Below are 22,615 nucleotides of genomic sequence, written 5' to 3'. Positions count from 1 at the left end.
GAAGATCAGTTGGTCGGTGTGGCCAGCGGTGACGTGGACATCCTCTCTCAGCGCAGTGAGTCGGCGACCGGAGCCGGCTCCCGCCGCTGGGCCGCCGCGCGGTTGCGCAGCCACCGCTTGAACCACGGGAAGTCCGGCAGCCGGGCCAGTATCGGCCCGGTCACCACCGTGATCAGGACGTACGTCGCGGCCAGTGCCGCCAACCGCGGCTCGACGCTCCCGGCGGCCACCGCGAGCCCGGCGATGACGATGGAGAACTCCCCTCGGGGTACGAGTGCCAGGCCGGCCCGCCACCGGCCGGGTTCCGCGATGCCGACCCGACGGGCCGCGAGGTAACCGGTGAGCGTCTTCGTCGCCATGGTGACCACCGCCAACGCGAGCGCCGGCAACAACACCGGCGGGATGTCCCACGGGTCGGTGACCAGGCCGAAGAAGACGAAGAACACCGCCGCGAACAGGTCCCGCAGTGGGGAGAGCAGCTCGGTCGCGTGGTGCGCCACCGGACCGGAGAGCGCGATGCCGACCAGGAACGCGCCGACCGCGGCCGACACCTGCAACTTCGCCGCGATCCCGGCGACCAGCAGAGTCAGGCCGAGTACGCCGAGCAGCAGCGCCTCCGGATCCTTCGCCGACAGGGCGGCCGAGATGAAGTGGCCGTACCGGATGGCGACCACCAGCACGATTAGCACCGTGCCCACCGCGACGCCCAGTGCGATGCCGCCGCCGAGGAGGCCGCTGCCGGCCAGAACGGCGGTGACCAGCGGCAGGTAGAACGCCATCGCCAGGTCCTCGATCACCAGGACCGAGAGGATCACCGGGGTTTCCCGGTTACCTAGTCGTCCCAGGTCGGCGAGGACCTTGGCGATCACCCCGGAGGAGGAGACCCAGGTGATGCCGCCGAGCACCAGGGCGGCCACCCAGTCCCAGCCGAGCAGCAGGGCGAACGCCGCGCCGGGCAGCGCGTTGAAGACGCCGTCGATCAACCCGGCCGGGGCCGCCGATCGTAGGTTGCCGACCAGCTCGTTGGCCGAGTATTCCAAGCCGAGCATCACCAGCAGCAGGATGACGCCGATCTCGGCGCCGACCGCGAAGAACTCCTCGCTGGCGGCGAGTGGGAGCAGGCCGCCGTGCCCGAACGCCAGCCCGGCGAGCAGGTAGAGCGGGATGGGGGAGAGGCCTACCCGGCGGCTGAGCCGACCGAGGACGCCAAGCAGCAGCAGGAGCGCGCCGACCTCGACGAGCAGAGTGGTGGAATCGTGCATCCGCCTCAGCCGTCCGGGTCACTGTCGGCGAGGATGGCGGAGACGCCGTCGAGACCTCTACGGGTCCCGACGACAACCACCACGTCGCCGGCCGCGAAGCGGAAGGAGGGGAGTGGCGAAACGATCACTTCGCCGTCGCGCAGCACCGCCACGATGGAGGCGCTGGTGCGGGTACGCGCCTTGGTGTCGGCGAGCTTCCGGTTGACGTACCGCGACCCGGCTGGGATGGCGATCTGCTCGGTGAGCAGGCCGGCGGCCTGCTCGCGGAGCCCGGAGAGCTGACCGAGCATCAGCGACGCGCCGAGAATGTCGGCCAGGGCCTCGGCCTCGTCGTCCGTCAGCGGGATGTCCGCCTGGCAGGCGTCCGGATCGTCGGGGTCGTAGAAAACGAGGTCACGGCGGCCGTTGCGGTGGGAGACGACGCCCAGGCGGCGCCCGGACTCCGTCACCAGATCGTGACGTACCCCGATCCCGGGTAGGGCGGTCTGCTCGACACGTACTCGCACCCGCCAAGGCTACCGCTTGGTTAACAAAGGGCAGATCTTGGAGTGACGCCGCTCAACCTGACCGTATCCCGCCTTGATCCACTCGGCTTCCATGAAGTCGGGCCATCCCAGGCGCCCGGATGCCCCAACTTCCAGGAAGTCGAGTTGATCAAGCGCTCGCGCCGGTCAGGCGAGGCTGGCGAAGAACTCGCGGACGTCGGAGACCAGGACGTCGGTGGCCTGGTGGGCGGCGTAGTGTCCGCCGACGTCACCGCGGCCGTCGACGTCCGTCTGGTACGCCGTCCAGCGGACGATGTTGGCGTGGTCCCGCTCGGCGAAGCGGCGGATGGACTGGAAGTCGCCGGGGAACATGGCCACCGCGGTCGGCGCGGTGGTCGGCGCGGCCGGTGCCTGGCCGGCGTGGGCGTCCTCCCAGTAGAGCCGGATCGCCGAGGCGGCCGTGCCGGTGAACCAGTAGAGCGCCACGTTGGCCAGCACGAAGTCGGCGTCCAGACTTTCGTCGAAGAGCTGGGCGTTCCAGGCGAGCAGCCCCACCGGCGAGTCGGTCAAGCCGAAGGCCAGGGTCTGCGGCTGCTGGCTGTGCACCTGGTTGTAGGAGAACTTGTTCTCGTAGAACCACTGGAGGTGGGCGAGCGCCGCCTGGTCCGCCTCGGAGAGCCCGACGAACTCGGCCGGGTCGCCCGAGGGGAACGAGAAGAGCTGGGTGACGTGGACGCCGCGAACGTGCTCCCTGTCGATCCGGCCCAACTCCGGCGAGATCATCGAGCCGACGTCGTTGCCGACAGCGCCGTAGCTGTCGTACCCCAGGCGGTTCATCAGCTCGGCCCAGGCGCTGGCGATCCGGAGCCGGTTCCAGCCGGCGCTGCGGGTCGGGCCGGAGAAGGCGAAGCCGGGTAGGGATGGGATGACCAGGTGGAAGGCGGGCGCGGCCGGGTCCGTCGGCTCGGTGAGCGGGGCGATCACGTCGAGGTATTCCAGCACCGAGCCGGGCCAGCCGTGGGTGAGCACCAGCGGGGTGGCGTCCGGCCGGGAGGACCGGACGTGCAGGAAGTGGACGCGGTCGCCGTCGATCTCGGTGACGAACTGCGGGTGGGCGTTCAGCCGGTCCTCGACGGCCCGCCAGTCGAACCCGTTCCGCCAGTGGCCGGCGAGGGCCTGCACCCGGTCGGTGCTGATCCCGTACGCGTCGCCAGCGCCCGGTAGGGCAGCGGGCCAGTTGGTGCGGTCCAGTCGGGCGGCCAGGTCGTCGAGGGCGGCCTGCGGGATCTCGACGCGGAACGGGCGGATCGTGGTGTCGGTCATGACGGTTCCCCCCTTCAGAGCGGAACGGAATGCTTCGCTCTGAAATCACAGTAGCAGACCGGAATGGTCCGTTCCACTGCTAGGATGGACGCATGCCGAGTTCCGCCGAGAAATCCACCGCGCCGCTGGCTGGTCGCCGCGCCCAGGCCGCCCGCAACGACGGGGTCATCCTCGACGCCGCCCGCGCGGTCTTCCTGGACGATCCGAAGGCGCCGATCGCCGCCGTCGCCGACCGCGCCGGCGTCGGCATCAGCGCGCTCTATCGGCGGTACGCGGGCAAGGAGGACCTGCTCCGCCAGCTCTGCCACGACGGGCTGCGCCGGTACGTCGCCGAGGCCGAGGATGCCCTCGCCGGGCCGGACGACTGGACCGCGTTCACCACCTTCCTGGCCCGGGTGGTCGACGCCGACGTGCACTCGCTCACCGTCCACCTGGCCGGCACGTTCACCCCGACCGAGGAGATGGGCCGGGACGCGCGGCGCGCCGCCGAGCTGGCCGAGGCGCTGTTCGAGCGGGCGCGCGCCAGCGGGCGGCTGCGCTCCGACGCGGTCGTGCCGGATCTGGGGTTGCTGTTGGAGTCGTGTGCCGCGGTCCGCGTACCCGATCCGGAGCGCACCCGTGAGCTGCGCCGCCGGCAGCTGGCGGTGCTGCTGGCCGGGCTGTCGACGGTGCCGGACGCGGGCCCGCTGCCCGGCCCGCCCCCGGCGGCCGGGGAGTTCGACTGGCGGTGGCGGCGCCGGGAGTGATGGGCGTCACACGATAGAGTTGAGCGGAATACGCTCAACTCTGGTTGTGTCCAACCCAGTGGACAACGCCGATCCGGGGGAGCCCATGAACACCGAAAGACTCACCACCAAGAGCCGCGAGACCATCACCGGCGCCGTGGCGCTGGCCAACCAGCGAGGCCACGCCACCGTCGAGCCCTGGCACCTGCTGCTGTCACTCCTGGACACCGACGGCTCGACCGCCACCGGTCTGCTGCGCGCCGTCGGGGCCGACCCGGCCGAGCTGCGCCAGGCCGCGCAGCGCGCGGTCGACGCCCTTCCCGCCGCGCGGGGCTCCAGCATCGCCGAACCGACGCTGGCCCGGGAGTTCGTCAACGCCATCGGCGCCGCCGAGCAGATCGCCCGGCCGCTGGGCGACGAGTACACCTCCACCGAACACCTGCTCGCCGGCCTGGCCCGGGTGGGCGGGGCGGTGTCCGGCGCGCTGAAGGCGACCGGTGCCACCGAGGAGGCCCTGGTCGCCGCCTTCCCGACCGTGCGCGGTGGGGACCGGCGGGTCACCACCGCCGATCCCGAGCAGACCTACCAGGCGCTGACCAAGTACGGCGTCGACCTGACCGCCAGCGCCCGGGACGGCAAGATCGATCCGGTCATCGGTCGGGACTCCGAGATCCGTCGCGTCATCCAGGTGCTCTCCCGGCGTACCAAGAACAACCCGGTGCTGATCGGCGAGCCCGGCGTCGGCAAGACGGCGATCGTCGAGGGCCTCGCCCAGCGGATCGTCACCGGCGACGTGCCCGAGTCGCTCCGCGACAAGAGGCTGATCTCGCTGGACCTCGGCGCGATGGTCGCCGGGGCGCAGTACCGGGGCCAGTTCGAGGAGCGGCTGAAGTCCGTCCTGGAGGAGATCAAGAACTCCAACGGGCAGGTCATCACGTTCCTCGACGAGCTGCACACAGTCGTCGGTGCCGGCAAGGGCGAGGGCTCGATGGACGCCGGCAACATGCTCAAGCCGATGCTGGCCCGTGGCGAGCTGCGGATGGTCGGCGCCACCACGCTGGACGAGTACCGCGAGCACATCGAGAAGGACCCGGCGCTGGAGCGGCGGTTCCAGCCGGTGCTGGTCGGCGAGCCGACGATCGAGGACACCATCGGCATCCTGCGTGGGCTCAAGGAGCGCTACGAGGTGCACCACGGCGTACGGATCACCGACGCCGCGCTGGTCGCCGCCGCGACCCTGTCGGACCGCTACATCACCGACCGGTTCCTGCCGGACAAGGCGATCGACCTGGTCGACGAGTCCGCGTCCCGGCTCCGGATGGAGATCGACTCCCGGCCGGTCGAGGTGGACGAGATCGAGCGGGCGGTCCGCCGGTTGGAGATCGAGGAGATGGCGCTGGCCAAGGAGCCGGACGCCGCCTCGGTCGAACGGCTGGAGCGGCTCCGCAAGGAGTTGGCCGACAAGCGCGAGCAGCTCACCGCGCTCTCCGAGCGCTGGCAGACCGAGAAGAGCCACATCACCAAGCTCTCCACCGCCAAGGAGGAGTTGGAGCGCCTGGGCGGCGAGGCCGAGCGGGCCGAGCGGGACGGCGAGTTGGAGCGCGCCGCCGAGCTGCGCTACGGCCGGATTCCCGCCCTCAAGGTCGAGCTGACCCAGGCCGAGGAGGAGCTGGCCCAGCTCCAGGCCGACGGCGCGATGCTCAAGGAGGAGGTCGGCGCGGACGACATCGCCGCGGTGGTCGCCTCCTGGACCGGCATCCCCGCCGGCCGGCTGCTGGAAGGCGAGACGGCCAAGCTGCTCCGGATGGAGGAGTCGCTGGGCGGCCGGGTGGTTGGCCAGGCCGAGGCGGTCGGTGCGGTCTCCGACGCGGTCCGCCGGGCCCGGGCCGGTATCGCCGACCCGGACCGTCCGACCGGCAGCTTCCTCTTCCTCGGCCCGACCGGCGTCGGCAAGACCGAGCTGGCCAAGGCGCTCGCCGAGTTCCTCTTCGACGACGAGCGGGCGATGGTCCGGATCGACATGAGCGAGTACGGCGAGAAGCACTCGGTCGCCCGGCTGGTGGGTGCGCCGCCCGGCTACGTCGGCTACACCGAGGGTGGTCAGCTCACCGAGGCGGTGCGCCGCCGGCCGTACTCGGTGGTGTTGCTGGACGAGGTGGAGAAGGCCCACCCGGACGTCTTCGACGTGCTGCTCCAGGTGCTCGACGACGGCCGACTCACCGACGGTCAGGGTCGTACGGTCGACTTCCGGAACGCCATCCTGATCCTCACCTCCAACCTCGGGTCGTCGGTGATCGGTGACCTGACGCTCGCCGACGAGCAGCGGCGGGAGGGTGTCCTGGCCGTGGTCCGGTCGCACTTCAAGCCGGAGTTCCTCAACCGGCTGGACGACATCGTGGTCTTCGCCTCGCTGCGGGGCGACGATCTGCGCTCCATCGTCGACATCCAGCTGGACCGGATGCGAAACCGTCTTGCGGACCGCCGATTGGCACTGGACGTCACCGAGTCCGCCCGTCAGTGGCTGGCCGAGCACGGCTACGACCCGATCTACGGCGCCCGCCCGCTACGCCGCCTGGTCCAGACCGCGATCGGCGACCAGCTGGCAAAGGCCCTGCTGTCGGGCCAGATCCGCGACGGCGACACGGTGAAGGTGGACCGCACCACCGAAACCCTCTCCGTGACAACCGCCTGACCCATCGACGTTGATCATGAAGTTGTCGCCCGGCCGAGCGACGTGTCGTGGCAATAACTTCATGATCAACAGGGTCGACCCGGGGTGGGCGGGGAAAGGTTGGGGCATGTTTGGTTTCGGGAAGAAGCAGTGGGAGCGGGAGCTCGGTGCGGCCGTCGAGGAAGTGATCACGGCTGACACGCTCGCCTTTGGTGGGGTCGGGATCGCCGGTTCCACACTGCCGGTGACCCAGGCGTACGAGCGGATCTCGGCCGCGCTCGACGACCATCCCGAAGAGGTGCGCCGCCAACTCGACCGGGTGCTGGCCGACGGCACCCCCGCCGGCCGGGCGTACGCGGCCACGCTGCTGGAGCGGATCGACCCGGCGGCGGCCCGAGCGGCCTGGACGGCACTGCGGAACGACCCGAGCGAGTTCACCACCTTCGTCGGCTGCGTCATGGACCGGGAAACCCTCGGCAACTACGCCAGCCAACGGCTCGCCGCCGCCTGAATGGCGCGCCGCCGGGCACGACGGGCGACGCCAGCGGTGCCGTCGGTAGCTGAGCTGTCGGTCACGGTAAGGGTCCGGGAGGTGCCGAAGGTTGTTACCGTTCGCGCCGACGAACCTGGGGAGGTGGTCGGGTGGACGCGCTGGTGACGTCCCTGGCGGCGGCGCTCGCCGTACTCGCGGTGGTGGTGTTCCTGACCGTCGTGCGGGCCCGGCGGCGGGCGACGGCCCGGCCGGACGACGTGCCACCGGCCGGACAGCCCAGCCGCGGCGGTCTGCTCCGCCTGGCCCCCGGCGACCGCGTGCGGATCCGCGAGCGGGAGTACGCGGTGAGCGCCACCATCCGCCTGGTCGAAGGCGACTGGAGCTGGGTGCAGCACCTGCTCGACGACGACTCCGGCACTCAGCACCGACTCTCCGTGGAGGACGGCCCCGAACTCGAGTTGGTGCTCTGGACGGCCGAGCCCGCCGCGACCGTCACCCCCGGTGCCCCGACCATCGACCTCGGCGGACGGCGCTACACCTGGGCCGAGACCGGCCAGGCGCGCTACTCGGCGATCGGCGAGACCGAGCTGCCGTCGGCCGGGACCATGCGCTACCACGACTACCAGTCCGGCGGCGCCGCGCGGCTCTCCTTCGAGGCGTACGGCGAGGAGGGCTGGAGAGTGGCGCGCGGCGACCTGCTCGACCCCGCCGACCTGACGATCCGTCGCACCCCCGAAACCGATTGAGCCGGACCGGCTGGGCGCGCCGGGCCCGCCACGGCATGCCGAAGTGGCTGGTTGTCGATACGGTGTGGGCGCGATCTTAGGGAAGGAGAATCGTGGTCGATTCCCAGAGCACGCCGGCCCGTCAGCGGCCATCCATTGTGTCGATTTCCAGCTATCTGCTCTTCCTGTTCCTGGCGTGCCAGGTGATCAGTCTGATCATCACGCTCAGCACCATCGGTAAGACGCGGGACGCCCTCCGTGACGCGTACGCGGGCAGCACCGTTGACAACGCCGACCAGGTGGCGGACGTCTTCGTCGCCGTCGGCATCGGCAGCGCCATCCTGCTGTTGCTGCTCGCTGTCGTGCTGGCCGTCCTCGCCCTGTTCAACAACAAGGGCCGCAACGGTGCCCGCATCACCACCTGGATCGTCGGCGGCATCATGGTCTGCTGCACGGGCGGTGGCCTGCTCAGCAGTGCGGCCGGCGGCCTGACCACCGGTGGCAACACCGGCGGCGACGGGCCGAGCGCCGAGGAGATCCAGCGCCGACTCGAGGATGCGCTGCCCTCCTGGGTCACCCCGGTGAGCCTCCTGCTCGGCGTGCTCAGCCTGATCGCGCTGATCACGGCGTTGATCCTGCTGGCGCTCCCCAAGGCGAACCCGTTCTTCCGCAAGCCCACCGCGGTGTGGGAGCCGCCGACCCCGGGCGCCAGCTACCCCGGGCACCCGCAGGCTCCGGGTCAGCCCGGCTACCCGCAGGCGTCCGGCGAGCCGGGGTACCCGTCGAGCGGCGAGCCGGGCTACCCGGCGCCACCGGCGGCGGACCGGCCGGACGACGCGCCGCCCACCGACCGGCCCGGCTCAACCCCGCCGTCGACGAGTTGACCGCTCGGTAAGCACGACGCCGACGATCCCTCCGAGTAGGTTGCAACCCGACGCCTACCGGAGGGATTCGTCGTGTCGTACCCGGAACCGGCACCGCCCCGCCGACCCGCCGTGGTCCTGTCGGCCGCGACAGTGCTGTTGGTGATGGCGGTCGGCGCACTCGCGTACACCGTGGTCGACCTGGTGGTGCTGGGCGGCACTGTCGACGCGTTCCGCTCCGCCGCCCGCGACACCTCGGCGAGCCCGCAGGAGATCGACGACGTGGTGAACCTGCTCCGCGCGTCCGCGGTGCTGTCGGCATTGCTGGCGGCGCTGTCCGCGCCGGTGCTCGCCGGCCTCGCCCTCGGGCTGCTCACCGGTCGCAACGGTGTCCGGGTGGCCACCTGGGTGGTCAGCGGGCTCGGCCTGCTCGCCGGCTGTTGCAGTGTGGCGGTGGTCGTCGGCGAACGGGCCGCGCCCCTGCGACTGGGCTCCGACGAGCGGTCACTCGCCGAACTGCTGGGCCTCATCGGGGACGCGTACCCATCCTGGTGGATCCCGCTCAACGCCGGGCTTTCCGTCGCGCAGGGGCTCGGTTACCTTGTAGTAGCTACGCTGCTGGCCCTGCCGGCGGCGAACATCTGGTTCGGTCGCCACCGCTCGACCGTGCCACCCGCACCGACCCCGTTCACGCCCGCACCGCACCAGCCCTCGTCGGCGCCGCCGACATCCCCGTACCAGCCCAGGTGAGGATCGCCCCGTGCCGCTCGACCCCACGACTGCCGAGCGTCGCGCTCTGATCACCGGGGCGACCGCCGGCATTGGTGCGGCGTTCACCCGCCGGCTGGCCGCCGACGGCTGGCAGCTGGTACTGGTCGCCCGGGACGCGGCCCGGCTCACCGAGTTGGCCACCGAGCTGGGCTCGACGTACGGCCGCGAGGTGGAGACGATTCCGGCGGATCTGTCCACCGACGACGGCTGTGCCGTCGTCGAGGAGCGGCTCGCCGCCGGCAGTCCGGTGCAGATGCTCGTCAACAATGCCGGGATCAGCCTGAACAAACCGTTTCTGCGTTCCACAGCCGAGGACGAGGCGCGCCTACTCCGGCTCAACGTGCACGCGGTCATGCGACTGACCCTGGCAGCGCTGCGACCGATGACCGAACGGCGGAATGGGGCAGTGATAAATGTCTCTTCCGTTGCGGGGTTCGGCACGGTGATGCCCGGCTCGACATACTCGGCCAGCAAGGCCTGGGTCACCAACTTCAGCGAGTCCGTCGGCCAGTCGACGCGACCGTTCGGTGTTCGGGTGATGGCTCTCTGTCCCGGCTACACCCGTACGGAATTCCACCAGCGAGCCGGCATCAACATGTCCAAGACGCCGGAGTGGCTGTGGCTGCGGGCCGAGGATGTGGTCGACGAAGCCCTGCGTGACCTGCGGAAAGGCAAGATGGTCAGCATCCCGGCGTGGAAGTACAAGGTGGCCGTCGCCGGTCTGCGACACACGCCGCGGTGGCTGCTCCAGGCGGTCGCGCGGGACACTCGCGGTCGCATCGGTCGCGACGAGCGCTGAGCGTCGAACGGCAGGCGGGCCACGTCGACCGAAAAGACAACGTTGGCGCGCCGCTGTCCGAGCAGTCGCTGAGCGTAGTCGAACATAGCCAACCATCGGTCCCTCTCGGGGCTGATCAGGGTGGACCCCGCACGCGGCGTTCAGACTTGCGCAGTAACCTCTATCGCCATGGGGGACCACGACGACCTGCGTAAATTCATTACCGACCTGGCTGTGGTCCACGGACGGGTCGTGCTCTCGTCGGGGCGTGAGGCGGACTGGTACGTGGACCTGCGTCGCGTCACGCTCCATCACCAGGCCGCTCCATTGGTCGGCCGGGTGCTGCTCGACCTCACCGCCGATTGGGAGTACGACGCCGTCGGCGGCCTCACCCTGGGCGCGGACCCTGTCGCGCTCTCGATGCTGCACGCCGCCGCTCCGACCGGCCGGGCCCTGGACGCCTTTGTGGTGCGCAAGGCGGGCAAGGCCCACGGTCTGCAACGGCGGATCGAGGGGCCGGAGGTGGCCGGCCGCCGAGTGTTGGCGGTGGAGGACACCTCGACGACGGGCGGCAGCGTGCTGACCGCTGTCGAGGCGCTTCGTGAGGCCGGGGCGGAAGTCGTGGGCGTGGTGGTTATTGTTGATCGAGGCGCCGGCGACGCGGTGCGAGCCGCCGGATTGCCGTACCGGGCGGCCTATACGTTGGCTGACCTCGGCCTTGTGGCGTAAAAGTCTGCCGATTCGGATCTGCTGATATGCAGGCGGATCGATGCTGCTGGTGGAAGGATGGAATACGTGGGAACTGCGTTGGCCGAAATGACTATGCCTCAGATCTCGCCGTTGAACGGCGAGCCGATCGAACGTGCCGATGCCGAGCGCCTCGCCGGGGTCCTCAAGGCCCTTGCTGATCCTGCTCGGTTGCGGCTGCTCAGCCTGATCCAGTCGGCCCCCGAGGGCGAGGCGTGCGTCTGTGACCTGACCGCGCCGCTCGGCCTCTCCCAGCCGACGGTCAGTCATCACCTGCGCATCCTCACCGAGGCTGGCTTGCTGCAGCGGGAGAAGCGCGGTGTCTGGGCGTACTACAGCCTGGTCCCGAGTGCGATCGCGACGATCGCCGACCTGCTGACCCCGCCGCGCAAGCGAGCCACCAAGAAGGCTCGCTGACCGAGGCGCTACACGCCGTCCCGGGTCGGGACGGCGTCCGGTGGCGAGCCAGGGGTGGCGCCATCGGTGAGTGACACCTGCTCGTCCCCGGTCGCACCACCGGAGGCCGGGTCCGACATGCCGACGGCCGACCCCCGCACCAGGGGGCCGGCCGTCGTCGTACCTGTCAGCGGTCCTGGCCGTGCTCCGGGCGCTGACGCCCGCCGTGCTGGTGCCGGTCGTGGTCGAACGTCTCCCGGGCCGCCTCCACAGCGCCGGCGGCACTGGCCGCCGCGACCACCGCGACCGCCTCGCCGCGCTTGCGGGCCCGCCGGTCACGGAGGAACTCGAAGAAGATCGGCAGCACCGAGATCAGGATGATCAGGGCGACCACCGGCAGGATGTAGTGGTCGATCTTGTCGCCGATGGCCTGGTAGATCTGCTCGGCCAGCAGGTAGCCGATCAGCAGGATGCCGTCCACCCAGAGCACCGCACCGACGATGTTCCAGAGCAGGAACTTCCGGGCCGGCATGCCGAGCGCGCCCGCGACCGGATTGAGGAACGTCCGGACGATCGGAATGAAGCGCGCCAGCACCACGGCCTTCGCCGGGCCGAACTTCTGGAAGTAGTACTCGGCCTTCTCCACGTACTCCTTCTTGAAGAGTCGGGAGTTCGGCCGCTCGAACATCGGCCGGCCGTACCGCGCGCCGAGCCAGTGCCCCAGCTGGGCGCCGGCGATCGCGCAGATCGGCCCGCCAATCAGCAGGCCGGCGAGCGAGAGGCGGGTGCCGTCACCGAAGATCGCATCCGCCACCGGTGACGAGGCGACCCCGGCCAGGAACAGCAGCGAGTCACCGGGGAAGAAAAAGCCCACCAGCAGACCGGTCTCGGCGAAGAGGATCACCCACACGCCGATCAGCCCGAAGGTCTGCAACAACTCCTTGGGATCGAGCGGGTTCAGGGCGACGCTCTCCACGAGAGCGCGAGTCGTCTCAGCTGTGTCCACGGCCACAAAGGGTACCGAAGCTCAGGTGCCGCACCACGCCGGACCGGCTGCTCACCACCCCCTCGCGGAGCGGGGCCCAACGACGGTGCCCCGCCGACCGGATGGTCGGCGGGGCACCGGTGATGCGGATGGATCAGGCGACGAAGCGGGTCCGCCGGCGCTTTGCCGCCAGGTAGCCGCCGACACCGGCGGCGAGCAGCACCGCGCCCAGGCCGGCGATCAGGCCGGTGGACTGACCGGTGATCGGCAGCGAGCCGCCGTCACCGTCACCACCGCCGTTGCCGCCACCCTGGCCGCCGTTCGCGTTCACCAGGATCTGGGCGGTGTCGTTGGCGGCGTTAAGGTCCTCGGCCTCGTTGTCCCCGAACGCGTGGCGCAGCTCGATGGTCCCGGCGAGGGCGCCGGCCCTGTCGACGCGCAGGCCGAACTCGAAGTCGACCCGCTCACCGGGCTTCACCCGGTCCGGGGTGAAGCAGACGTACGCGGCCGCGCCCGGCTTGCCCGTGCTGTTGCCACTGGTGTCGCTGAGGTCGTCACAGGTCTCCGGCACGGTCACCGCGGTGGTGCCCACCGGCACAGTCACCACCACGCCGGTGTACACACCCCCGTCGCCGCCGACGCCGATGGCTGCCGGGCCGTTGTTGGTGTACCCGACCTTCGCCGCGACGGTCTCGCCTACCTGAGCACTGACGGTTGCCCCGATCGCCGCCACATCGGCCTTCTGGTCGCCCTTGACCTCAAGCTGTAGTTGCATCTCGTTGTTGTACGGGTCAACATCCGTCTGGCCGAGCGCACGGCTCCTGGATGGGGCCACCGGTTCGAGCTTGAGAGCGGGCGCGTCGCCCTTCGGGCCGAGATCACCGGCGACGCCGACCTGTGAGCGGAACTCCTGCCAGTCGGCCGGGGTGTACCACGCGGCGTAGCCGTAGTGGTTGTTCGGCGCCCAGCTGTCCGCGGGGATGCTGAACCCGAAGGTCGAGTCCAGCCGAGCCGCCTCGCCCGGCTCCAGGTCGGTGTCGAAGGTGCAGGCGAACGCGTTGTCGTCGTAGTCGTCCGCGGCGTACTGGCAGTTCTCGTAGCGCTTGGTGGGAGTGAACCCGTAGGAGCCGAAGAAGAAGAGAACGCTGCCTCGGGCGACCTTGTCGCCCCGGTTCGCCACGCTCAGTGGTGCCTTGACGGTGCCACCCGGCTTGCCGTCCAGCTGCACGAAGTGCTCCGCGGCGAGGTCGACACCCTCGCCGACGGCAACCGTCGAACGGAACGTCGCGGTGCCGGACTCCGGGGTGGTGACGGTGAAGGCGAGTTCGCCCTCCTCTCCCGCCTGGGCACCGGCGCGCGGCACCACGGCCAGCGTCAGCAGGTCCAGATCCGGCTCCGGGTCGCCCTTGACGGTGCAGGTCAGCATCGCGCCGGCCGCGGTGCAGGTCCCGTAGCCCTCGGGCTCCTGGACGTCCGCGAACCCGCTGACGGCGCTGCGGTCCACCGTCACTGTGTAGTCGGTGAACGGCTGGTCCACGAAGGAGTAGAGCGAGACCCACTTCTCGGGTCCACCGGCGGCGACGATCAGGTTGTTCGCGTACAGCTCGAACTCCTCGGCCGGTGCGGCCGAGACAGGGGTGGCGGAGGCGGCGACGAACGCGCCTGCTACGCCCAGCCCGGCGAGCCAACGCCGGGTGGAGTGGTTGCGCATGAGGGGGTTCCTCCAGTAAGGGGGATCGAGGTGGAGCCCGTGGAGCTTAAGGAGCCGTTAAGGTTCACCGCCGCCCCGAGCGTCGCCGGGCGAGCAAGACCAGCCGAAAGGCTGATCAACTGCACCGCAACGTTCGGCGTGCCCGCTCCCGTCATCTGAGGCAGGAGCCCCGGGAGGTGCAGTGACGTACGAGGAGTTCGTGGATGCGCGGTTGGCGCCGCTACTGCGGTACGCGGTGATGCTGACCGGAGATCCGCACCAGGCTCAGGATCTGGTCCAGGAGACCATGGTCCGGGTCCAGCTCAACTGGCGTCGGGTCGCCCGGGCGGACTCACCCGAGCGATACGTGCGCCGGATGCTCACCAACCAGTACGTCGACTGGCGGCGCGGCTCCTGGGTCCGTCGGGTGCTGCTGCGGGGTGAGCCCGACGAGACGGTGGCGGTGTCCACCGACCACACCCAGTCGGCGGTGGACCGCGACCAGATCTGGTCCTGGCTGTCCCGGCTGCCCCGTCGGCAACGCGCCGTCCTGGTGCTGCGCTATTACGAGGACCTACCCGACGCCGAGATCGCCGACGTTCTCGGCTGCGCCGTCGGGACCGTCCGTTCGTCCATCTCCCGGGCCCTGGCCACGCTCCGGGCCGAGTACGTGGAGGCGTGAAGATGATTGAGGACGACCTGCGTGCCGCGTTCGCCCGGCACGAGCCGTTGACCCCGTCGACCGGCCCGCTGCGGGCCGCGATCGACCGGCTGGCGACCCGTCGCCGCCGCCGTCGCCAGCGTTGGCAGGCCGGTGGCACCGCTCTGGCGCTGCTCGGCGTACTGGGAATCGGGGTGCCGTTGCTCACCTCGGAGCGCGCCGGGCCGCCGCCGGCCGCGGCGCTTGCCGGGGAGTCGGGTCGGCCGGCGGCGGCGGGGGCGCTGAACGTTCTGCTGCTCGGCGTGGACGGCTTCGGTGAGCAACCGTCGTACCGGTTGGCGGACTCCATCCTGTTGGTGCACATCCCGGCCGACCGGAGCCGGCCGTACCTCATCTCGTTGCCGCGCGACCTGGAGGTGTCGATCCCCGGCCGGGGGATCGACAAGCTCAACTCCGCGTTCTTCGGCGGTGCCGGCGAGCCCCGGCCCGACCTGGACGCCGGCTACGAGCTGACTCGCCGGGTGGTCGCCGAGCTGACCGGGGTACGCGTCGACGCTGGCGCGGTGCTGACCTTCGCGGGGCTGCGCCGGATCACCGAGGCCGTCAACGGGGTGGAGGTGTGCCTGCCGAAGGAGGTCCGGTCCTGGCACACCCGCCGGGTCTTTCCGGCCGGCTGTCAGCGGCTCGACGGAGCCGCCTCCGTCGACCTGCTGCGGCAACGGCGGTACCTGCCCGACGGCGCGTTGGACCGGGACCGTAACGCCCAGCGCTACGTCGCCGGTCTGGTCCGAGCGGCGGTCGCACAGGACGTGCTGACCAATCCGGTCCGGCTCACCGCGCTGCTGTTCGCGGCCGGTAAGGGTCTGACGGTCGACGACGACGGCCTGCCGCTGACCAGGCTGGTGGGGGTGCTACCCGAGCTCAAGACCGTCGAACCGGTGGGGCTCAGCCTCCCGGTCGGCCCGCTGGTGAACAGCTCGTCGCGGTTGCCGCTGGACCCGAAGCGGGGCCCGGCGTTCCTCGCCGCGCTGCGCGAGGATCGGTTGGCGCAGTGGGTGGCTCAGCACCCGGAGCAGGTCGATCCCGTCCGCTGACGGACGAGGACATCACGACGACGCCCCGCCGGCCCGGTACGGGTCGGCGGGGCGTCGGTCGGGTCGGGGTGGTCAGGCGGCGAAGCGGCTGCCTTGGCGTCGGGCGAGCAGGTAGCAGCCCGCACCGCTGACGAGCAGCAGGACCCCGATGCCGGCGATCAGGATGGTGGGGGCGCCGGTGATGGGCAGCGAACCACCCCCACCACCGCCACCGTCGCCGTCACCCTGGCCACCGCCGCTCTGGGCCGCGTTGACCACGATGGTGGCCTTGTCGTTGGCCGGCTTGATGTCGTCCTGGAAGCCGCCGCCGGCGGGGCACTCGCACGGCGCGTTGACCCGCACCGCACCCCGGGCGTTGGGGATGACCCTGTCGACGCGTAGCCGGAACTTCATGGTGTAGCTCTGCCCGGCCACCAGCAGCATCTCCGAGGCGCACTGGTACGTGCGGGTGCCCTGCCGCAACTGGCAGCTGTCGGGGACCTCGACGGCGGTGGTGCCCGGCGGCAGCTCGACGACCGTGTGGGTGGCGGCCTCGAAGTCTCCGTTCGTCTTGTCGAGCGTCGCGGGGCCGTTGTTCCGGAAGCCCACGGTCGCCGTGACGACGGTGCCGGCAGTGCCCTGGAGCGTGGCGCCGATCGCCGCGAGGTCGGTGCCGTTCGTGCCGGTGGCCTTGATGGTCCACCCGGTGTAGTCGTTGCCCGGGGCGACGTCGGTCTGATCGGCCTTCCGCATCCTGCCGGGTGCCTCGGTCAGAGTCAGCTTCGGACCGCTGCCGGTGGTGGCCGCCCGGGCGCCGACGGCTGCCCGTACCCGGGTCAGGTCCTCGAAGTCGGAAATGGTCATGAACTGGGCGTAGCCGGACTGGTTGGTCGGCGCGTACGTGTCCTTGGCGAGTTCGAGGTTCAGCGTGGCGACGAGCCCGGTGCCCACCGGGATGTCCTCGTCGAACTGGCAGGAGACCAGGTGGTCGTCGGCGTAGCGGCAGTTGCTGAACCGGTCCTTGGTGCGGATCGAGTAGCTGAGATCGAAGACCGCGACGAATCCGTTGACGACCTTGTCGCCGGCGTTGGCCACGGCCAGCGGCACAGTGAACTTGCCACCCGGCTTCGCGGAGAGGGCGGTGAACGGGCCGCCGGCCAGGTCCACCCCCTCGCCGACCCGGACGTTCGAGGTGTAGCCGCCGCTCCGCCCGCCGGCAGCCTGGAAGCTGACGGCGATGTCCCCGGAGTCACCGAGCTGCGCGTCTTCGGTGAGGCCGAGGCGCACCTGCTTCGTCACGTTGCGGTAGGTCCCGCTGCCGATCGGCGGCAGCTCGTGGAGGACGACGTCCTCGGGCTCCTCGCAGACGAGGACGCCCGCCTCCGGTGCGGTGCACTCCTGGCCGTCGGCGGGGGCCACGGTGATCTTGTTGGCCAGGGAGCGGTAGTCGTATCGCACCGAGACCTCGGTGAGGACCGTCGGCTCGTCGGCGTACAGGAACAGGGCGCGGGTGGTCGGCGTCGCGCCGACGGCCAGGGTGGAGTCCTGGAAGTAGGGCTCGATTGTGGCCGCCGCGACGGCGGGGGTCGCGGAGGCGGCGACCAGCGCGCCTGCGGCGCCGAGGCCGGTCAGCCAACGCAGCGAGTGCTTGAGCATGGGGGTCCTCCAGTGGGGGTGCAGGTGGCGCTCGTCCAACCTAGGGAGACGCCGGCTCTCTGGTAACCCCTACGGATCGATAACTGTCCAATGACCCGAACGGCTGAGCACCTCTGTCGCAACGGGCAGCCGACCCGGCGGCGGGATCAGCGGTAGTCGTCCTCGTCCCCGGTGACCACCCGGGCCTGCTCCATCGCGTCCCAGTCGTCGACCTCCAGGCCGCGGTGCGGCTCACTGTCGACGTCGGCCGGGCCGGCGACCGTGGCCTGCTCGACCGCGTCCGCCGGATCCGCCTCGGGGTCGCGTTCGTCGGGCGTGAGGTGGTCGCCGGGGGTGAAGTCCTCGTCGGGCTGACCCATCGTCCCTCCCGGGGTCTCGGGGCACGGTTCCCACCCACCGTACGGGCTGAGCCGGCACCGCGCCGGGAGGCGGAGTAGCCGGAATCAGCCCTCGTGGACGCGACCCGATGCCAGGATGGTGCCGTGGGCTTCCTCATCAGGCTGGCGATCACCGCTGTCGCGTTGTGGATAACCACGCTGATCGTGCCCGGTGTCGACGTGCACGCCCGCTCGGGCGGCAACACCGTCCTCACCCTGATCGTGGTGGCGCTGATCTTCGGTGTGATCAACGCGGTGCTCAAGCCGGTGATCCGGGTCGTCGGCTGCGTGTTCTACCTGTTGACCCTGGGGCTGTTCGCGCTTGTGGTCAACGCGTTGCTGTTCCTGCTCGCCGACCGGATCGCCCGCGGGTTCGACCTGCCGTTCCAGGTGGACGGTTTCTGGGCGGCGTTCTGGGGAGCCATCGTGATGACAGTGGTCACCTGGCTGATCAGCGTCATCGTGCCGGACCACCTGGACCGCCGGTGAACGGCTGACACCCGGGTCGGTTGTTCCGACGCACCTCACCTACGGGATACTTCCGGCGGAGGACAGCGCGGTCCGGCGCAGACATGAAGAGCAGCGGCCAGCACGGCCGAGAGTGGTAACTAAGGAGCGCATCCCATGCCCATCGCTTCCCCCGAGGCTTACGCGGAGATGCTGGACCGCGCCAAGGCTGGCCGGTACGCGTACCCCGCGATCAACGTGACCTCCTCCCAGACGCTGAATGCGGCGCTCAAGGGCTTCGCCGACGCGGAGAGCGACGGCATCATCCAGGTCTCCACCGGTGGTGCGGAATACCTCTCCGGTCCCTCGATCAAGGACATGGTCACCGGCGCGGTGGCGTTCGCCGCGTACGCGCACGAGGTGGCCAAGAAGTACTCGGTGAACATCGCCCTGCACACCGACCACTGCCCGAAGGACAAGCTGGACAAGTTCGTCCGTCCGCTGATGGGCATCTCGCAGGAGCGGGTGAAGCGCGGCGAGGAGCCGCTGTACCAGTCGCACATGTGGGACGGCTCGGCCGTGCCGGTGGCGGAGAACCTGCAGATCGCCGCGCAGCTGCTCGACGAGGCCGCCAAGGCCAAGATCGTCCTTGAGATCGAGGTCGGCGTCGTCGGTGGCGAGGAGGACGGCGTCGAGAACGCCATCAACGACAAGCTCTACACCACCACCGAGGACGGCCTGGCCATGGTCGAGGCGCTCGGCCTCGGCGAGAAGGGCCGCTACATGGCGGCGCTGACCTTCGGCAACGTGCACGGCGTCTACAAGCCGGGCAACGTCAAGCTGCGTCCGGAGATCCTCAACCAGATCCAGGAGGCGGTCGGCGCCAAGTACGGCAAGGACAAGCCGCTCAGCCTGGTCTTCCACGGCGGCTCCGGCTCCCTGTTGAGCGAGATCCGCGAGGCGCTGGACTACGGCGTGGTGAAGATGAACATCGACACCGACACCCAGTACGCCTTCACCCGGCCGGTCGCGGACCACATGCTCCGCAACTACGACGGCGTGCTGAAGATCGACGGCGAGGTCGGCAACAAGAAGCAGTACGACCCGCGGGCCTGGGGCAAGGCGGCCGAGGCTGGCCTGGCCGCCCGGGTCGTCGAGGCGTGCGAGCACCTGCGTTCCACCGGCACCACGATGACCAAGTAACGACGCCGCACCGACGGCCGGCTCCCCTCGCGGGGGGCCGGCCGTTGTTCGTCAGGCCGTCAGCAGGCGGACGGCCTCGCGGACGTCGTCGGTGAGGTGGATCGACGCCGACAGGTCGCCGAACGGGGACGCGGCCAGCAGCGGGCGCAACAACGCCTCCACCGGCAGCTCCCGGGTCCAGTAGTCGCGGTCCAGGAAGATGTACGCGCCGCTGGCCCCGTCGGTGCCGTAGTAGGTCTTGGTGGCCGCCTGAAACACCTCCTGCACCGTGCCGGCCCGCCCCGGGGCGAAGACGATGCCACCCCGGGCGAGCCGCAGGATGGTGTCCTCCCGGATCGCGTTCGAGAAGTACTTCGCGATCCGCCCGGCGAACAGGTTCGCCGGCTCGTGCCCGTACAGCCAGGTCGGAATGGCCAGACCACCGGCCCGTGCCCAGCCCAACTCGTCGCCACGTTGCCGGGGCACCCCCGCGTACCGCTGTCGGACCGTCAGTGCGGTGGCCGTGTACCGGTGGTGGTCGGTGAAGTCGGGGGCGGTGGCCAGTAGGTCGATCGCGGCCGTCACGTCCGTCGCCGGTCGGTCCGCCAGGTAGGCGCCGAGGTTCGCCGCCTCCATCACCCCGGGGCCGCCACCGGTCACCACCAGCCGGTCGGCCCGCGCCAGCTCCCACCCCAGCACCGCCGCCATCCGGTACGCGGGACTGCCGCGTCGTACCGCGTGACCGCCCATGATGCCCACCACCGACTGCGGCCCGTGCCCGGCGAGCCAGTCCCGGGTGGCGTCGGCCAGCGCGTTGTCCACACCGTGGTCGTGCAGCCGTTGACCGAGCGCCTCCTTGACGTCCGGCAACGCGCCGCCGTGCGCCCGGTAGTGCTCGTACACCCGGGTGTCGTACATCCCGGTGAACCCGCCCTCGGCGAACCCGGCGGCCAGCTCCTCCGGGGTGTAGAGGTGCGTCGGCTGCGTCGGGTACGGCAGTCCGGAGAACGGCGGCACCACGTTCGCGCCCCGCCGGACCAGGTCGGCGCCGACGTCCCGGGACGCGAACCGGCATCCGACGAAGAGGGTGCCGGCCACCTCGACGCCGGTCAGGTCGGGCACCGGCGTGAGGTCGAGGCGCAGGCCCTGCACGGTCAACCCGGTCAGCCGGCCGGTGACCAGCTGCTGGTCGAACTCGGCCCGGGTCTGGATCTCACCGGCGTGCAGGTGTGGCTCGATGACGTCTGCGGGAGGTGGGGTCGGCACCCGGCCATCCTGCCCGTCCGTTGGGGCGGGCCAAACCTCGGGCTGGACCGGGAACCGACAGGAGCCCGGTGGTCGTGGCCACCGGGCTCCTGCGTTACCGGTTCCTGGGGAGGCTCCGGACTATTAGTTGTAATGGAAAACACCTGGTGGCGGCATAGGCCGCAGGCGTGACCAACTCCTCATCCGTTCAGCGGGACGCGTCGGCCGACCCGCTCGCGTGTCGCACTGTCCAGCGGGTTGAATGGGGCGATGCAGAACCTTTTGCCAGAGCCACCGGCCACCCGCCTGCCCGCGAACGACGAGGCCGACGCGGCCCTGGCTGCCGCGAACGAGACCGGCACCGACGAGGCGTTCGCCGCCGTGGCGGCCGGTTTCCCGACCTACAGCGCGGCCTGGGCGGAACTCGCGGCCCGGGCGTTCGGGCATGACCAGGTCGTGGCGGCGTACGCGTACGCGCGCACCGGCTACCACCGGGGCCTCGACCAGCTACGCCGCAGTGGCTGGAAGGGGTACGGCCCGGTGCCGTGGGCGCACGAGCCCAACCAGGGCTTCCTCCGCTGCCTGTACGTGCTGTCCCGGGCCGCCGACGAGATCGGCGAGGCCGACGAGGCGGCCCGCTGCGCCCAGTTCCTGCGTGACTGCGACCCGGAAGCGGCGGACGCGCTGGCGAGCAACTGACAGCGTTCCGACGCCGCCCGACACCGGGCCGGCCGTCGGCTGGTCAGAGCCCTTCGGCGACCGCGGCGGCGATCTTCAGCCAGGCGTCCCGGGTGGCCGAGGAGAGCCCGCCGTACCGGATCGGCTCGCCGCTGTCGATGAGCCGCTCGTACGGGGCCAGCAGCACCACCCGGGTGCGGGCCGCGAAGTGTTCCTGGATGGCCGGCAGGTCGATCTCCTTGCGGGACGGCGGCATCGACACCACTGTCACGGCCTGCCGGACCAGCCGCTGCCGGCCGCTCTGCTCCAGGTGGTCGAGCATCCGGGCGGCGGTCTCCGCCGAGTCGTTACGGGCCGACATGGTGACCACCAACTGGTCGGTGGCATCCATCGAGGCCTGCCAGTTCTGCGCCCGGACGTTGTTCCCGGTATCCACGAAGATCAACTTGTAGAACCGACTGACCACCTCGCGGATCTCGGCGAACGCGGCGGCCGTGAGCATTTCGCCGCCGGTGGCCGACTCGTCCGACGCCAGCACGTCGAACATCCCCTCGCCCTGAGAGCGGACATACTGCGACAGGTCGCCGACCCGCCCGTGCGCCCCCTGGAACTGCCCGAGGTCACGCAGCATGTCCCGCACCGTGCGGGAGTGGAAGTCCTGCTGGGCGCGCATCCCGAGGGTGCCCTGCGTCTCGTTGTTGTCCCAGGCCAGCACGTAGCCGCCGCGCTTCTGACCGAACGTCATCGCGAGCAGCAGGATCGCCACCGTCTTGCCCGCGCCACCCTTCGGGTTGACCACTGTCACCTGCCGTAGCCCACCGAAGTTGCGGCGCACCATCTCGATGTCCCGCTTGAGTTCCTGCTCGTGCCGCCCCGGGGAGAGCCGGAGCAGGCCCATCTTGTTGACCACCGCGCGTACACCCATGGTCGCCACCGGCTCGGCGGGCCGAACCTGGCGGCGTCGGGCGAAGTCCTCGGCGGTCGGTGCCGCGCTGGCCTCCGGTGTCCAGCTCGCATCCGGATAGCCGGCCGGGTCCGGATAACCGGTGGCCGGCACCCGGGCCGCCCCGTCGGGCTCCTGGTACGGCTGGCCAGGGGTGGCACCGGGCGCGCCCTGCTGCCAGGGCGGCGGGTACCAGCCCGGCGAGGGTGGGAACGGGCCGGGCGGTGGGGTTGGTGGAACTGCCTGCTGCGGTGCGGGGCTCGGCTGCGGCGGATTGCCGAACTGCGTCAGGTCCGGCGGGGGTGGGATCTGCGCCGGGCCGGTCTGGCCGGGGATCCCCGGTGTGAACGGCTGCCCGGGGTGCGCTTGCCCGGGGTGTGCCGGCGCGGGGCCGGCGGCTTGCGGCGGGATCGGTGCCGGCGGCGGTGCCGTGCCGGCC

The 22,615-nt window shown here is 70.7% G+C and carries 22 protein-coding genes and 1 pseudogene; 14 read left to right on the top strand and 9 right to left on the bottom strand.

Features of this window, described 5'->3' with window-relative positions:
* Positions 1-47: 47 nt before the first annotated feature.
* The 3 genes from JM949_RS13970 to JM949_RS13960 form a co-directional block, all read right to left on the bottom strand.
* Complete coding sequence (locus tag JM949_RS13970; RefSeq protein WP_203148924.1) at positions 48-1,262, bottom strand: cation:proton antiporter; 1,215 nt, start codon at positions 1,260-1,262, stop codon at positions 48-50.
* Positions 1,263-1,267: 5 nt separating this feature from the next.
* Entirely contained in the window at positions 1,268-1,768 is a 501-nt protein-coding gene (locus JM949_RS13965) for a cation:proton antiporter regulatory subunit (protein WP_203148923.1), read from the bottom strand.
* A 165-nt stretch (positions 1,769-1,933) separates the two neighbouring features.
* Positions 1,934-3,070, bottom strand: coding sequence for an epoxide hydrolase family protein (locus JM949_RS13960; protein ID WP_203148922.1), 1,137 nt, complete (start codon positions 3,068-3,070; stop codon positions 1,934-1,936).
* Positions 3,071-3,162: 92 nt separating this feature from the next.
* Between JM949_RS13960 and JM949_RS13955 the strand changes: the two genes are divergently transcribed.
* The 9 genes from JM949_RS13955 to JM949_RS13915 all read left to right on the top strand — a co-directional run bounded on the left by JM949_RS13955 (position 3,163) and on the right by JM949_RS13915 (position 11,260).
* The gene (locus tag JM949_RS13955; protein WP_203148921.1) at positions 3,163-3,816 is read left to right on the top strand and encodes a TetR/AcrR family transcriptional regulator; all 654 of its coding nucleotides are present in this window, start codon (positions 3,163-3,165) and stop codon (positions 3,814-3,816) included.
* A gap of 85 nt (positions 3,817-3,901) precedes the next feature.
* Positions 3,902-6,487, top strand: a complete 2,586-nt coding sequence (gene clpB, locus JM949_RS13950; protein WP_203148920.1) for an ATP-dependent chaperone ClpB — start codon at positions 3,902-3,904, stop codon at positions 6,485-6,487.
* 106 nt (positions 6,488-6,593) lie between these two features.
* Positions 6,594-6,977: a hypothetical protein gene (locus JM949_RS13945; protein WP_203148919.1), complete on the top strand. Its 384-nt coding sequence runs from the start codon at positions 6,594-6,596 to the stop codon at positions 6,975-6,977.
* Positions 6,978-7,108: 131 nt separating this feature from the next.
* Positions 7,109-7,705, top strand: a complete 597-nt coding sequence (locus tag JM949_RS13940; protein ID WP_203148918.1) for a DUF4178 domain-containing protein — start codon at positions 7,109-7,111, stop codon at positions 7,703-7,705.
* A gap of 92 nt (positions 7,706-7,797) precedes the next feature.
* Positions 7,798-8,568 carry a hypothetical protein gene (locus tag JM949_RS13935; protein ID WP_203148917.1) on the top strand — a complete coding sequence of 257 codons (771 nt, stop codon included), beginning with the start codon at positions 7,798-7,800 and terminating at the stop codon, positions 8,566-8,568.
* A 72-nt stretch (positions 8,569-8,640) separates the two neighbouring features.
* On the top strand, positions 8,641-9,297 hold the full coding sequence (locus tag JM949_RS13930; protein ID WP_203148916.1) for a hypothetical protein: 657 nt from the start codon (positions 8,641-8,643) through the stop codon (positions 9,295-9,297).
* Between the two features lie 10 nt (positions 9,298-9,307).
* On the top strand, positions 9,308-10,117 hold the full coding sequence (locus JM949_RS13925) for an SDR family NAD(P)-dependent oxidoreductase (protein ID WP_203148915.1): 810 nt from the start codon (positions 9,308-9,310) through the stop codon (positions 10,115-10,117).
* A gap of 168 nt (positions 10,118-10,285) precedes the next feature.
* Positions 10,286-10,825 carry an orotate phosphoribosyltransferase gene (gene pyrE, locus JM949_RS13920; protein ID WP_203148914.1) on the top strand — a complete coding sequence of 180 codons (540 nt, stop codon included), beginning with the start codon at positions 10,286-10,288 and terminating at the stop codon, positions 10,823-10,825.
* Between the two features lie 57 nt (positions 10,826-10,882).
* Positions 10,883-11,260, top strand: coding sequence for an ArsR/SmtB family transcription factor (locus tag JM949_RS13915; protein ID WP_030332125.1), 378 nt, complete (start codon positions 10,883-10,885; stop codon positions 11,258-11,260).
* 166 nt (positions 11,261-11,426) lie between these two features.
* Here the strand turns inward: JM949_RS13915 and JM949_RS13910 are convergent, their stop codons facing one another.
* Together JM949_RS13910 and JM949_RS13905 are read right to left on the bottom strand one after the other, a co-directional pair.
* Positions 11,427-12,251: a DedA family protein gene (locus JM949_RS13910; protein ID WP_203148913.1), complete on the bottom strand. Its 825-nt coding sequence runs from the start codon at positions 12,249-12,251 to the stop codon at positions 11,427-11,429.
* Between the two features lie 127 nt (positions 12,252-12,378).
* Positions 12,379-13,935, bottom strand: a complete 1,557-nt coding sequence (locus JM949_RS13905) for an LPXTG cell wall anchor domain-containing protein (RefSeq protein WP_203148912.1) — start codon at positions 13,933-13,935, stop codon at positions 12,379-12,381.
* Positions 13,936-14,116: 181 nt separating this feature from the next.
* Here JM949_RS13905 and JM949_RS13900 point away from each other — a divergent pair, with 181 nt between their 5' ends.
* Together JM949_RS13900 and JM949_RS13895 are read left to right on the top strand one after the other, a co-directional pair.
* Positions 14,117-14,596 carry a SigE family RNA polymerase sigma factor gene (locus JM949_RS13900; RefSeq protein ID WP_203148911.1) on the top strand — a complete coding sequence of 160 codons (480 nt, stop codon included), beginning with the start codon at positions 14,117-14,119 and terminating at the stop codon, positions 14,594-14,596.
* 2 nt (positions 14,597-14,598) lie between these two features.
* Positions 14,599-15,669: an LCP family protein gene (locus JM949_RS13895; protein ID WP_203148929.1), complete on the top strand. Its 1,071-nt coding sequence runs from the start codon at positions 14,599-14,601 to the stop codon at positions 15,667-15,669.
* A gap of 72 nt (positions 15,670-15,741) precedes the next feature.
* On the opposite strand, the gene JM949_RS13890 is transcribed toward JM949_RS13895, so the two are convergent.
* Together JM949_RS13890 and JM949_RS13885 are read right to left on the bottom strand one after the other, a co-directional pair.
* Positions 15,742-17,304, bottom strand: a complete 1,563-nt coding sequence (locus tag JM949_RS13890) for an LPXTG cell wall anchor domain-containing protein (RefSeq protein WP_203148910.1) — start codon at positions 17,302-17,304, stop codon at positions 15,742-15,744.
* A gap of 146 nt (positions 17,305-17,450) precedes the next feature.
* The gene (locus JM949_RS13885; RefSeq protein ID WP_203148909.1) at positions 17,451-17,663 is read right to left on the bottom strand and encodes a hypothetical protein; all 213 of its coding nucleotides are present in this window, start codon (positions 17,661-17,663) and stop codon (positions 17,451-17,453) included.
* Positions 17,664-17,786: 123 nt separating this feature from the next.
* On the opposite strand from JM949_RS13885, the gene JM949_RS13880 reads away from it, so the two are divergent.
* Together JM949_RS13880 and fbaA are read left to right on the top strand one after the other, a co-directional pair.
* On the top strand, positions 17,787-18,170 hold the full coding sequence (locus tag JM949_RS13880) for a phage holin family protein (RefSeq protein WP_203148908.1): 384 nt from the start codon (positions 17,787-17,789) through the stop codon (positions 18,168-18,170).
* Positions 18,171-18,305: 135 nt separating this feature from the next.
* The gene (gene fbaA, locus JM949_RS13875) at positions 18,306-19,331 is read left to right on the top strand and encodes a class II fructose-bisphosphate aldolase (protein ID WP_124771129.1); all 1,026 of its coding nucleotides are present in this window, start codon (positions 18,306-18,308) and stop codon (positions 19,329-19,331) included.
* Positions 19,332-19,382: 51 nt separating this feature from the next.
* Here fbaA and JM949_RS13870 read toward each other — a convergent pair whose 3' ends face one another.
* Positions 19,383-20,576, bottom strand: a complete 1,194-nt coding sequence (locus tag JM949_RS13870) for an LOG family protein (RefSeq protein WP_203148907.1) — start codon at positions 20,574-20,576, stop codon at positions 19,383-19,385.
* Positions 20,577-20,825: 249 nt separating this feature from the next.
* On the opposite strand from JM949_RS13870, the gene JM949_RS13865 reads away from it, so the two are divergent.
* Positions 20,826-21,254 carry a DUF3151 domain-containing protein gene (locus JM949_RS13865; RefSeq protein ID WP_203148906.1) on the top strand — a complete coding sequence of 143 codons (429 nt, stop codon included), beginning with the start codon at positions 20,826-20,828 and terminating at the stop codon, positions 21,252-21,254.
* A 43-nt stretch (positions 21,255-21,297) separates the two neighbouring features.
* On the opposite strand, the pseudogene JM949_RS13860 reads toward JM949_RS13865, so the two are convergent.
* Positions 21,298-22,615: pseudogene (locus JM949_RS13860) on the bottom strand (chromosome partitioning protein); the annotation flags it as partial.

It is taken from the genome of Micromonospora tarensis (assembly GCF_016803395.1).
Taxonomy (GTDB): domain Bacteria; phylum Actinomycetota; class Actinomycetes; order Mycobacteriales; family Micromonosporaceae; genus Micromonospora; species Micromonospora tarensis.
The sequence above is the reverse complement of the archived record's forward strand: the minus strand, read 5'-3'. Positions and strand labels throughout refer to the sequence as shown.

Excerpts from the sequence above, each read along its gene's own strand:
- JM949_RS13885 (WP_203148909.1), bottom strand. The coding sequence starts at position 17,663 with ATGGGTCAGCCCGACGAGGACTTCACCCCCGGCGACCACCTCACGCCC.
- JM949_RS13915 (WP_030332125.1), top strand. The coding sequence starts at position 10,883 with ATGGAATACGTGGGAACTGCGTTGGCCGAAATGACTATGCCTCAGATC.
- clpB (WP_203148920.1), top strand. The coding sequence starts at position 3,902 with ATGAACACCGAAAGACTCACCACCAAGAGCCGCGAGACCATCACCGGC.
- JM949_RS13895 (WP_203148929.1), top strand. The coding sequence starts at position 14,599 with ATGATTGAGGACGACCTGCGTGCCGCGTTCGCCCGGCACGAGCCGTTG.
- JM949_RS13970 (WP_203148924.1), bottom strand. The coding sequence starts at position 1,262 with ATGCACGATTCCACCACTCTGCTCGTCGAGGTCGGCGCGCTCCTGCTG.
- JM949_RS13865 (WP_203148906.1), top strand. The coding sequence starts at position 20,826 with ATGCAGAACCTTTTGCCAGAGCCACCGGCCACCCGCCTGCCCGCGAAC.
- JM949_RS13945 (WP_203148919.1), top strand. The coding sequence starts at position 6,594 with ATGTTTGGTTTCGGGAAGAAGCAGTGGGAGCGGGAGCTCGGTGCGGCC.
- JM949_RS13890 (WP_203148910.1), bottom strand. The coding sequence starts at position 17,304 with ATGCTCAAGCACTCGCTGCGTTGGCTGACCGGCCTCGGCGCCGCAGGC.
- JM949_RS13960 (WP_203148922.1), bottom strand. The coding sequence starts at position 3,070 with ATGACCGACACCACGATCCGCCCGTTCCGCGTCGAGATCCCGCAGGCC.
- fbaA (WP_124771129.1), top strand. The coding sequence starts at position 18,306 with ATGCCCATCGCTTCCCCCGAGGCTTACGCGGAGATGCTGGACCGCGCC.
- JM949_RS13955 (WP_203148921.1), top strand. The coding sequence starts at position 3,163 with ATGCCGAGTTCCGCCGAGAAATCCACCGCGCCGCTGGCTGGTCGCCGC.
- pyrE (WP_203148914.1), top strand. The coding sequence starts at position 10,286 with ATGGGGGACCACGACGACCTGCGTAAATTCATTACCGACCTGGCTGTG.
- JM949_RS13905 (WP_203148912.1), bottom strand. The coding sequence starts at position 13,935 with ATGCGCAACCACTCCACCCGGCGTTGGCTCGCCGGGCTGGGCGTAGCA.